The following is a 12,045-nucleotide window of genomic DNA, read 5'->3' as shown; positions in this document are numbered from 1 at the left end:
CAAGTCAATGTGGGAAGGCCAGCAATCATGTCGGAGAATCGAGATATCCCATCGAAGGTCATTAAGAACGACCCCTGGTTCGGTAGTTACGCCGACCGGGCAGAAGCGATGAGGGCATCCGAGATCCGAGCCTTGTTCGCAGTGGCGAGCCGACCTGAGGTCGTTTCCCTCGCTGGTGGCATGCCCTATCTCGACCGCATGCCATTCGATGAACTGGCGCCTTTGCTGGCCAAGATGCTCAAGGACAAGGGCGATGTGGCCTGGCAATACGGTTCTGCACAGGGCGACCCGCATCTGCGGGAAGACGTGCTGCAGATCATGGAGTTGGAGAAAATCACCGATGCTCAGCCAGACGACGTGGTTATCGTCAATGGCTCACAGTCCGGACTCGACCTCATAACCAGGATCATGTGCAATCCCGGCGATTCCATTCTGGCCGAGGCGCCGAACTATGTTGGAGCCCTTGGCGTCTTCCAATCCTTTCAGGTCCATGTCGTCAACGTGCTGCTGGATGAGAACGGTCTCATACCAGAGGCCTTCGAACAGGCGATAATCGAGCAGCGAGCGCTTGGGCACCCTGTGAAGTTCCTCTACACGGTGCCGAATTTCCACAATCCCGCGGGTGCGACCATGAGCCTCGAGCGCCGTCCTCAGGTGCTTGAGATCGCTCGCAGATACCATGTGCTGATCGTCGAGGACAACCCATACGGACTATTGAGCTTCGAAGGCAAGACCTACCCTGCGCTTCGCTCGATGGACCCCGAGAATGTGGTGTATCTCAGCAGCTTCTCGAAGATCATCGCTCCGGGAATGCGAGTCGCCTGGATGGTCGCTCCTCCTGGAATCCGTCACAAGCTGGTGCTTGCCAATGAGTCCGCAATCCTATGCCCATCGAACATGAGCCAGATGACCATCACCACCTATCTTGACAACTTCGACTGGAAGGCGCAGATCAACGATTATCGCGGCATGTACAAGGAACGCTGCGACACCATGGATGCCGCGTTGAAGAAGTACCTGCCGTATTGTTCGTGGCACAAGCCCAAAGGCGGCTTCTATATCTGGCTGAAAATCCCCGAAGGTCTGGATTCCCGTGCAATGCTTCCACGGGCGATCACCGCGAAGGTCGCCTACGTCGCCGGCACTGCATTCTACGACAATGGGGAGGGCACGGACCATATGCGTCTTTCGTTCTGTTACCCGACGCCAAGTCGCATCACCGAAGGCATTCGCAGACTTTCGACGGTCATCGACGCGGACAGGGAGACTGCCGAACTATTCGGCACCACAGGCAAGCCGGATCCGGATCCACGCGATGTTGAATATCCAGGTCCGTCATCTCACTGAGACTCTGGGCATCCGGCGCTGAGCACCGTGAACCATCGATTACCAATACGAGAAGGAACAGCCTAGAAAGGCAAAGGTCATGGTCAAGAAAGTAGGAAAACCGGCAACCGTACAACGCGTGGCAGCGCAATCCGTTGCCACGCCGGTGGTCAAGCGCACGGAAGGCGTTCAGATCTCCGCCAAAGAGGGCGACATCATGAGCTCAGGCCGTTCAGCGAATCCTTCGGCTAATTCTCCAGCGAATCCTTCAACGGAGACCCTCACACACCATGTGTGGTCAGCCAAAGAGCGCAAGGACACCTCGATTCTCGTTGTCTGCGGTGGTCTAAGCCACGAACGCGACGTGTCGCTAAGCTCGGGACACCGTGTTGCAGGATTCCTTGAGGACGCCGGATGGACAGTTGCCCTGCACGACATGGACAGCGAGCTGCTGGATTATCTTAGCGACCCAGCGACGCATCCAGACTTGGTCTGGCCTTTGCTGCACGGCGCAAACGGCGAGGATGGCTCAATCCGAGACATCCTTGAAATGGAGGACGTTCCCTACCTCGGTTCGCGCGCCAAGGCTTCGAGAACCGCTTGGAGCAAGCCAATCGCTAAGAATGTCGTACGCAAGGCGGGCTTGCACACCCCTCACTCCGTGACTCTGCCAGAATCCATGTTCCGTGAACTGGGTGCGACCAAGGTGATTGATCTTCTCGTCAACTCAGTCGGGCTGCCGCTCTTCATCAAGCCGACCATGGGAGGCTCCGCGATGGGCTGCACGCTCGTCACCGATGCCGAACAGCTTCCGCAGGCCATGGTGAGCTGTTTTGCCTATGGGAGTGTGGCACTCGTCGAGAAGGCCGTCGTAGGAGCCGAAGTATCCGTCTCCGTGCTTGAGATCGATGGTGAGCTCGTGGCCTTGCCTCCTCTCGAGATCGATACCCCAAACGGCACCTATGACTATGACGCCCGATATACGCCAGGGCCCACGGAATTCTTCATTCCTGCACGTGTCGAACGTTCGATACTCGATGATTTGCGTTCCGAGGCACTTACCGCGCATAAGGCGCTGGGACTGCGGGACATTTCCCGGACTGACTTCATCGTTGATGAGCACGGCATCCCTCAATTCCTGGAATCGAATGTCACCCCGGGAATGACGGATACATCGCTGCTCCCTGAATCGGCACTTGCGGCGGGCTACCACTTGGCGGATCTGTATTCGAGCATGGTTGAGTCCGTTCTAGCCCAAAACCGCCACAGAGGGGCATAGCTGGGCTTGTAGCGGTAATTCTCAAGAGTGAAACGGACTGGACTTGCCCGGCTACCTGCCCTGCGAGTTTTGCAGGGGCATATCCTTTCACGCTGAGCACATCGCCGTCTTTGGCTACAAAAGTGGTTATTGTTATGGTCATGACTCAAGAAGCTGAAAAAACCGACCAAAGGGATGTCGTCATCATTGGATCGGGCCCCGCAGGTTACACTGCTGCACTGTATCTGGCTCGAGCTGGCTACCAGCCAGTGGTTCTTGCCGGAGCTTTGACGCCCGGCGGCCAACTGGTGAACACTACCGAAGTCGAGAACTACCCAGGGTTCCCCGATGGCATTCTGGGTCCCGACCTGATGGACAAGATGCATGATCAGGCTGAAAAATTCGGTGCCCAGATTGAATATGACGATGTCGTATCGGTCGATTTCCAAGCCGACGATGGTTTGAAGCATGTCACGACCGACTCAGGCACTACCTATTCGACTCGTGCTGTCGTAGTCACCACCGGCGCCCAATACAAGAAGCTGGGTGTTCCAGGGGAGGTCGAATATTCTGGACGCGGCGTATCGTACTGCGCGACATGCGATGGCTTCTTCTTCAAAGGCAAGCCAATCGTCGTCATCGGCGGCGGCGATTCAGCAATGGAAGAGGCCGATTTTCTCGCAGGATATGGCTCATCCGTAACGCTCATTCATCGTAGGAATGAATTCCGCGCCTCAACGATCATGGCCGACCGCGTGCTCAGCAACGACAATATCAATGTCATCTATGATTCCATCGTTACTGCCGTGCATGGCGACGATAAAGGTGCACAATCCGTTGATCTTACGAATGTCGTGAGCGGCGAAACCAGCAGCCTGCAGGCCAGTGGCGTGTTCGTGGCCATCGGCAGCACTCCGGAAACGGCCTTCCTGAATGGCTCCTTGGAAACCGACGAAGACGGATACATCACTGTCGAACATGATTGCACGCGCACTTCCATCCCAGGCGTATTCGCGGCAGGTGACGTTGTTGACAAGGTCTATCGTCAGGCGGTATCTGCAGCCGGAATGGGTTGCCGAGCGGCTTTGGACGCGCAAAGCTACCTGAGCAGCATCTCACAGCACGACTCCGTAACCGTGTGAGCCGTGAAGCATGGCAATGAGGAAGAATAATCGTTCGTGCCGCCTCAGTTTCTCCAAGCTTCGCACCGCATTCCTAATCCCATGTTCGCGATACGCAGCCAAGACAGGCTCATACCCATGCTTCAAGGGCGCGAGGCGCGAAGAGCCGCCCATGTGAGCTGTTTATGCTTGGATTGAGGGGGACTCTGGCAAATATCCGCCTATTGCAGTCGGGTTTGCGAGTTTTTGGCACTTGCCGAAGTATCAAAGCCCCAGAAGCCGCATACCTGCGACCGGATCAGGCCGAAAATCGGGGTTTGTACTTTGGCAAGTGCCAAAAACTTGCAAGCGCCGCGTGAGAACTCGTCCAGAGCGGTCTGGAGCAGACTTGAAACGGTTTAGAGCGGTCTGGAACGGTCTAGAGCAGGGTGATTCGGGCGTGGCCGTCGCCCGCGTTGCCGGTCATCTGGGAGCCGTCGCTCTTGCTCCAGTCGGGCATGGACTCGTTTCCGGCCTTCATCGCATAGCTGGTGAACCGGTATTCCCGTCCATCGATGACCTGCGTGGCACGGTCGACGGGAGAGTCTGTCGCCGGGAGAATCTGTCGCCGGGCGGTACATCCTAGGAGTGCCACTGTTCGCGGCCGAAGTGTCGGACAGTGCGACCGCACCAGGATAGCCCGAGATGAACGAGGAACCACCAGCACCACCCACTTCCACCGCAGGCGTATCAATGCCGGCACTTCCTCCGCGCCAGCTGCTTGCACCGCGAATCAGCCAAGTCCCCCCCCCCTCCCCACTTCGGCTCCGTTTTACGCGCACGATATCCACGATGACATCCCATAGCAATCACTTCCAGCCGAAGTGGCGATCACGCCGATACCAATCATGCAATATTAGACAGTATGTACTTAATGAATGGTTTAATGGCCACTGCCAAGCCGGCAGAAAAGTAGTTTCCGACAATAGTGCAGGCACACGAACGGCGCATCGTACTTTTCATAGTTGAAATCATATCGGCTGTCAGAATCGATGTTTGAGCGGCATTGCAACCAACAGGACATCGTAACTCATGCACGAAATCGCATATGCTGACCCGTGCTCTGATAACTATGTACATATCCCACGGTGTCATTCGGTAAACAGCGATGAGACTCCCCATTGCCGCGGAATATCGCGACGCTAAGCTGGTCATATGGCGAGGCCAATTGTGGCAGCGCTTCCGTCTCTCACGAATCATAAGGATTCGGCTGTTTTGCATTGATTCCAATGGTTTCAGTGAGCCTGTGGCGTCAGGCCGATCTCGTGAGAATCCGATTCGAAAGAATGGTCTTTTCACAAGGCAGTCAAAGCCATCAAATTGCATCGCAACGTTGAGCATTGTTCCAGCATCCGAGAGCCATCACTCACTCTAGAAAGAGCGACTTAGATGTCATTTCGGCGACTATCGCCAAACTGGGCATCAACAACGGTGCGGGTGTAATCCCATCAAGTTGCTGACGCCGCAAGAATTCACCGAACTGAATAGACCCAACCATCCTGCTTATCTGAATTATTCTGAGCGGCGGGTAAAAGCATATCCACTATGCGTTGCATATCCTCGGGCGAAGAAAAGACAATCTCTATTCTGCCCTTTTTCTGCGAACCCTTGATGCTGACTTTCGTCTCAAATCGGTCCTCCAGACTGTTCCGAACCTCGGAATCAGTCCAAATATTGGATCTATTCTGGCGGGCAGTCTTCTGCGTCTCTGGGCGGTGAATGGTCATCGATACAATTTCTTCAGTCGATCGAACCGAAAGGCCTTCTGCGATGATCCGATTGGCAAGTGATTCCATTTCCTCCTGCGTTGACAATGCAAGCAAAGCCCGCGCATGACCTGCAGAAATCACCCCTGAAGCGACCTTCTTCTGCACGACTCCAGGCAATTGCAACAAGCGTAGCATATTGGCAATTTGTGGACGCGATTTTGAAATAGATTGTGACAGCTGCTCTTGAGTCAGACCGAACTCTTGAATCATCTGCTGATATGCTGCAGCCTCTTCCAGCGGGTTGAGTGCAACTCGATGCAAATTTTCCAATAATGCATCACGTAGCATCTGATCATCGGGAGTGGTTTTGACAATCGCAGGTATTTCTTCGATATTGGCAAGGCTAGAAGCCCTCCACCTCCGTTCCCCCATGATCAGCTCATACGGCTTCTGCCTATCGTTCTCGACTTCTTCCACGCTCCGCTGTCGCACCACAATCGGCTGCAAGACACCAACTTCTTGTATGGAGTGAGAAAGCTCAACAAGCTCATCCTCATCGAAGATGCTTCTTGGCTGGTGTGCATTAGGAGAGATGTCATCAACTTTCAAAGAAGTGAGATATGCGCCTTTGACGGGCTGTAGCCCCTCCTCCTTGCTGCTCTTTTCAATCCCGCGATCAGGGTTTTCCGCCGAGATCGTCTCCAAGGATGCAGATCCGTCCGGCTTCTGAGTGCTTTCCGCAACACGACCATTGCCCTTGTCGTCGTTCGATGTCGATGTTTCACGTGAAACATCGACATTCTGTGCGGCAATGTTGTCATTCCTTGTGGCCTTCGAATCTTTCCCAGCGTTTCGAGATTCCTCCTCGGAGGATGCGGGCTCTATACCCTTCTCGCTTGAATGGTCCCTTGCGATGCCGGCTGGCCAACTTTGCTCGATTGCAGGCACGCTTTCGCCAAAGAATAAATCACTTGGATGAGAGAGCTCGTCAAGATGAGGAACACTTGACCTTTTGCTTCTCGCTTGCTTTTTTTGCCTCGTGGATTTTCCAGACTTCTCTACATTCTTGGCTGTGCTGTAAAACTTCGGGCTTAAGAGCCTTTCAGTGTCCACAGCCTCGTCAGAGACATTACCTGATGTTTCAGAAGTTGAGACACTCTCCAACGTTTCACGTGAAACATTTTCAGAAGCCGTAGATCTGGACTCTGAAGCTGTCTTTCGCTTCGAACTGGACCCAGATGTCTTTGTTCCCCGTGATGAAGACGACTTTGAGGTTCGTTCTAATGATGTACTTCGTTTTGTTCCACGATGTTTCGTATCGGAAGCGTTTGGTACGTCCTCTTTTACAGAGGCAGCGCTGCTCTTTGACTCTTCGTTGACCTGAGGAATATCTGGGAATAATGCTCCAAGGCCTTTACCCAAACGAGATCTTGATGCCATTCCTTACTCCTCATTTCCTTCTTGACGATGCAGCTTCTGTATTACTTTTTCAGACCGAGAGTTCAGTTCGTATGCTGCTTCCCCGTACGCGACGGACCCTGCACCTCGCGGGTCATATGTGATGATACTCTGTCCAAAACTCGGTGCCTCTGAAATCTTAACTGAGCGCGGGATTGTGGTATTGAGCACAATCCCTTCGTAGTGTCGCTGAATCTCATCAAACACTTCTTTGCTTAGCAAAGTACGTTTGTCATACATCGTTATCAGCATTGTTGAGACGATCAGCTTCGGATTGAAACTTCTCTGTACCAATCCAATTGTATGAAGCAGCTGACCAAGTCCCTCAAGTGCATAATATTCCGCCTGAATCGGTATCAAGACTTCCTTGACCGCGCAGAGTGCATTCAATACCAGCAACCCCAGGCTTGGCGCACAGTCAACTATCACATAATCATATTGCGTTGGAGCATCAGCAAGGAGAGCTTGAATCGCTGAATTCAACAAATTATTTCTTTCGTGGAGTGTTGCAAGCTCCATTTCTGCCCCGGAAAGGTCGATTGACGCAGGAACGACATCCAAATTCGAAAAATGCTCAGAGGATGACTTCACCTCGTTAAGCGATAACCTTCCCTCGAGCACGTCATAGACAGACCTTACTCCTTCCGAATGGTCAACACCCATTGCAGTAGAGGCATTGCCTTGGGGATCCATGTCAATCAACAAAACAGAAAGACCATGTTCAGCCAGTGCACTGGCAACATTGACAGCAGTGGTGGTTTTGCCCACCCCACCTTTCTGGTTAGCAACTGCTATCAAACGAGTTTCAGCTGGCTTCTTGAATTCCAAAGAGTCAAGCTTCCTCGCCCTTTCAGAAAGATTTACCATATCGGAACCCATGGAACTGCCGTTCCCATCAATGCCAAAGATGCGCTGTAATACTTCATCGGCATTTTCGATATGGTCATCGTCAGAGTAAGAGGATAAGTGATTGCTCGATACCGTCACTCTTTGCTCACTTTCCTTGATCGTTAGGTGGTCGCATTCAGTTTCATAACTGATTCATTGGTCCCCGTTGATGAACCAGTTACACGTGTTATTTGAAGCTGACAACATCTTCCAGTTTCATCATTATGCTGGACATAATTCCTATAATTCAAAGAGGAGTGTTATTGTGGACAAATGTGGATTACTGTGGATAAGTATTGTGGATAAACGACATTGACGTAACTTATATCCACAGGCTTTTCATTGAAATTCCAACGAAAGTTTAAAGCCATTTACTTTTCCACATACCAATGCATTATATGTGCACAACTCCCTGATTAATGTGGATAACACTCCAACCTTCCCACTAACTATGCTCGATGTTTCACGTGAAACATCACGGTTGAAACACCTCAATAAACAGAAAGTCAGATCAGAATCCCCAGGGCCGAAACTCTTGTATCGCGTCTAAATACCTATCCTTGTTGTCCATGAACATTATGGAAGGATTTCAAAACAATCTACCAACTTATCGACTCGACTCATTCGGTATTTCATTCATGCATCTGCTGTTCATGCGGATGCAACATTAGAATAATGTTTCACGTGAAACATATTATTCTCGATACTTACGAAACTTATGGAAGATTCATCGATAGTTCACGGCTCACTCTTTGATATCAATGAACGCAGTTGAAGCCAGTGCTGGCGACATGATTTATCTGTGATGCCATCGCACATAACCCTGACCTACAGCGGTCTCATCGCCAAGGATGCTCGTGCGCTATACGGAACCAGAAGAACGTCGTCAGTGGAAACATCGACTGCGATATTGGGCTTATATCATGATAGTTGCGCGTCCTGTAAATATCGCGGATCGATGAGATTCCAACCTTGTGCGTACACAGATTCAAACATCAGGCGGTCAAATCCAATGTGTGCTTGACTCAGGAGATGTTTCACGTGAAACAGCCTGCCTAATCGGTGTACCGAGGATTTCAAAGGCCGAAACCTCATTACTTAATGTGATTGCATTAGGCACTGATATATATCGATCTGTTGATGGATCACCTAAGCTTTGTCTCCGGGAGATTGTGCAAGAATTCAGCCAGTACCCAATCTCCAAAGCATGAAAGACGTCAGCCATTCATCGCAAACAACCGGTATTCGATTTCGAATAGTTTTCATTCTCGGATATGCCCACATTTATCGAAGTCAAATCAGAAGCAAACCAATCAATTATTAGTGAAGCCTGCGTCAGACTGCCGACAATGCTTAGCAGTGGATTGATGTGCAAACACAGAAAGTTGAGTCAGCCAATAGACACTATCCGAAACAAATGATCTATTCCATTATTCCGCAACCATTCAGACCATGCCCAAGCACAAAGGCAAGCAAGATTGATGATCGCATGAATCCATTGGACGGCTACGACACAACTGACGATCAATCATATGCGCCTCCGACCGTGCAGGTGCTTAGCACAACGGGCTTATCACAACCGCTTAGTACCTGCCCAGACGAGCACACAACCACTCAACGATCATGCACAAGGGCATGGTTGGGCGCTACCGGGTGGGGTTCAATGCAATCACTGAGACGTTTGAGTCTATGATGGGAGCCCAGGCAAATCAAATCGGGGAAGCAGATGGGAACGACCCTGCCCTGCCTCGTCGCCTTGTCTCCCCTTCAATTTCACTTCCCCATCCATTCAAGTCAACTGCTTACAGGTCAGCAGTCCTTCAGACCAGAAGTCATTCATGCTCATGAAAGAGAACCAGTGCAACTCGGTTTCTCGATTCCCATCAACTCGTACAACTAACCATACGGGTCGCGCTAATCGCTAATCGATAACCAATAACCAATAACCAATAACCAATAATGATTGTTTCACGTGAAACAATCAAGCATCACTCGATGAACGATGCATGAAAACTAAAGACCCATGGAACGGTAAGAAAGTGCAGTCTCGGCGTCAAATTCATGCCTCCAAGACATCCAAGACATCCTAATATGTTCACAACAAGATGTTCACAGCAAGACATACACGGCAAGACACCCGCAATAATACATCCGCAGACAACTAGCGAAATAGACACCACAGTTGACGGCAGTCCGATACAACGGCAGCCTGGCCAATAAAGGATATTGACAAACAGATGCACAAATTCATCGCTTCGACATCAAATGAGCCTGGCATCACACCTCAATACTCGACGCTTGTCTCAATACTCGGCGCTCGTCTCAATACTCGGCGCTCATCTCAATGCCCAGTGCTCACCTCAATACTCGGCGCTCCCCTCAATACCCAGTACTCCCCTCAATACCCAACACGGGCCTAAAAAATTGCTTCGTTGTTCTGCGACAGGAACGTAGCGCAATGCCCATCCGGAACTCAGATAGGACAAGAGTGCGAGGAGCTATATCTTATCGATAAGAGCGACATGGGTTGCTTGCAATCCACCGCCAACTTCGGCTTCCACGACTCTTGGATTTTTTCCTTTGAGCCTCTTGATGTTCTTTGCTGCTTTGTCGATTTCCACCTGTGCCGATTTGCCTTTGAGGGCGATAAGTTGCCCAGAATGCTCCAAAAACGGTAAGGTCCAGCCAACGAGTCTGTGCAAAGGCGCTACCGCCCTGCAAGTCACGATCGAGCAGGACTGAATCGTTGTAGACACTGTATTCGACAGCACGCTCTGCTTTCCGTCGTTACCTGGATGTGCATCCAAATGCCCATCCAGAAACCCCGAAGAACGCCTTTCAGCGTCGGCAACTGTGTTCTCGGTCCGATGAATGGCTTTCCGAGAATGATGCGATGCAGCTCCGTCATTTCTCGAATTTGGAAATGCTTCCTCGGCACGGGCACGAAGAACGGTAACATTACGCAGATGGAGGTCATGCTTGACCATCTCTAACCATTCGACACGACGTTCCATGGGCTCTATCAATGTGATCGGCGCATCTGGAAGCATCGCTGCAATCACGATGCCAGGAAACCCTCCCCCAGAACCGATGTCGGCAATCCTTCCCGAGCCATGGTGCGACTCAAGATGCTTGATTATGAATGGAACGACAGCCGCGGAATTAAGAATATGCCTTTCCCAGATGATAGAAACATCCCGTGGACCAATGAGTCCGCGTAGCAGTCCCTCCTCCTGAAGCAGGCGGTGAAATTCCTGCATCTGGGGGTAAGCAGACCCGAGTATCTCCTCGGGTATTGCAGAGTCGTCCAACTGATCGATCTCTGAATTCGCTGACGTTCCCTGACTCATCGGTTCTGTCGAAAACGGCTCTGAAGTCATATGTCCTTGTTCCGTCACTCCGAATCACTGTCTTCGGAATCTTCGACGTCAAATGCAGATTCACCTTGTTGAGAGTTCGATTCATCATCGATGGCCGACTCTTTCTTGGAACGAGACAGTCCGGGTTCATTCTGCTCGAGCTCATCCTCCTCGACATCCTGTTCCGTGGAAATCTCGCCATCTTCGGCTTCGTCATTCTTGCGCTCATATACCGTGACATAACGATGCGGTTCCTCACCGTGCGAACGCGATTTCAGGCCTTCCTCACGCACGATGTCATGAATCACCTTGCGTTCGAAGGAGTTCATCGGATCGAGATCCACCGCATCCCCTGATTCACGGGCATCCTCGATGGCGTCCATCGCAAGATCGCGCAGATGCTGACGCTTGCGCTTCAGATACCCATCAACATCCACGATAAGCCTGGACCGCTCTCCTGTCTTCTGCTGAACAGCGAGTCGAGTCAGTTGTTGAAGCGCGTCAACGACATTCCCGTTCTTGCCTATGAGGTTCTTTATGTCCGCGTTGTCATCGGCGACAATCTGGACAAGTGGCCTATCGTTGCGGATTCCCATTTCGATGTCGCCGTCATAGTCAGCGATATCCAATAATCCCTCGAGATAGTCCGCCGCAATATCAGCTTCTTCATTGAGCTGATCCATGGTCTTGTCTTCACTTTGCGACATATTCGCTCCTTACACGTGCACTTGGTAAATCAGTCTAAGCCAATACATGAAAACATGCATACTCGCCACGCAGTGCTCTATCGCTGGGACACAAGTGCTCGTCGGCGAATCGCCATCTTCACTTCACCCGGAATTCAGCCTCACCACCATCGCAACGCTGACGAGCACTGCAGATTCGCG

The 12,045-nt window shown here is 51.4% G+C and carries 7 protein-coding genes and 1 pseudogene; 4 read left to right on the top strand and 4 right to left on the bottom strand.

Annotated features, from left to right (window positions below; all coding sequences use genetic code 11):
- The first annotated feature begins 27 nt into the window (after positions 1-27).
- From QN062_RS06455 to QN062_RS06440, 4 genes are all read left to right on the top strand, one after another.
- Positions 28-1,347 carry a PLP-dependent aminotransferase family protein gene (locus QN062_RS06455; protein ID WP_369341014.1) on the top strand — a complete coding sequence of 440 codons (1,320 nt, stop codon included), beginning with the start codon at positions 28-30 and terminating at the stop codon, positions 1,345-1,347.
- A gap of 79 nt (positions 1,348-1,426) precedes the next feature.
- The gene (locus tag QN062_RS06450; RefSeq protein ID WP_369341013.1) at positions 1,427-2,605 is read left to right on the top strand and encodes a D-alanine--D-alanine ligase; all 1,179 of its coding nucleotides are present in this window, start codon (positions 1,427-1,429) and stop codon (positions 2,603-2,605) included.
- 140 nt (positions 2,606-2,745) lie between these two features.
- Positions 2,746-3,726, top strand: a complete 981-nt coding sequence (gene trxB / locus QN062_RS06445) for a thioredoxin-disulfide reductase (protein ID WP_369341012.1) — start codon at positions 2,746-2,748, stop codon at positions 3,724-3,726.
- 367 nt (positions 3,727-4,093) lie between these two features.
- Positions 4,094-4,330, top strand: coding sequence for a hypothetical protein (locus tag QN062_RS06440; RefSeq protein ID WP_369341011.1), 237 nt, complete (start codon positions 4,094-4,096; stop codon positions 4,328-4,330).
- Between the two features lie 886 nt (positions 4,331-5,216).
- On the opposite strand, the gene QN062_RS06435 is transcribed toward QN062_RS06440, so the two are convergent.
- The 4 genes and pseudogenes from QN062_RS06435 to QN062_RS06420 all read right to left on the bottom strand — a co-directional run.
- Positions 5,217-6,401, bottom strand: a complete 1,185-nt coding sequence (locus QN062_RS06435) for a ParB/RepB/Spo0J family partition protein (RefSeq protein ID WP_404984820.1) — start codon at positions 6,399-6,401, stop codon at positions 5,217-5,219.
- A 495-nt stretch (positions 6,402-6,896) separates the two neighbouring features.
- A complete protein-coding gene (locus tag QN062_RS06430; protein WP_369341010.1) occupies positions 6,897-7,898 on the bottom strand; it encodes a ParA family protein in 1,002 nt (333 codons plus the stop codon).
- Positions 7,899-10,297: 2,399 nt separating this feature from the next.
- Complete coding sequence (locus tag QN062_RS06425; RefSeq protein WP_369342563.1) at positions 10,298-11,149, bottom strand: 16S rRNA (guanine(527)-N(7))-methyltransferase RsmG; 852 nt, start codon at positions 11,147-11,149, stop codon at positions 10,298-10,300.
- Positions 11,150-11,340: 191 nt separating this feature from the next.
- Positions 11,341-11,865 (bottom strand): annotated as a pseudogene (locus tag QN062_RS06420) (protein jag); the annotation flags it as partial.
- Positions 11,866-12,045 lie beyond the last annotated feature (180 nt).

This window comes from Bifidobacterium sp. WK012_4_13 (assembly GCF_041080835.1).
In the GTDB taxonomy this organism is placed as follows: Bacteria; Actinomycetota; Actinomycetes; order Actinomycetales; family Bifidobacteriaceae; genus Bombiscardovia; species Bombiscardovia fermentum.
Note: the sequence above shows the minus strand (reverse complement) of the source record. Positions and strands in the feature narration are given on the sequence as shown.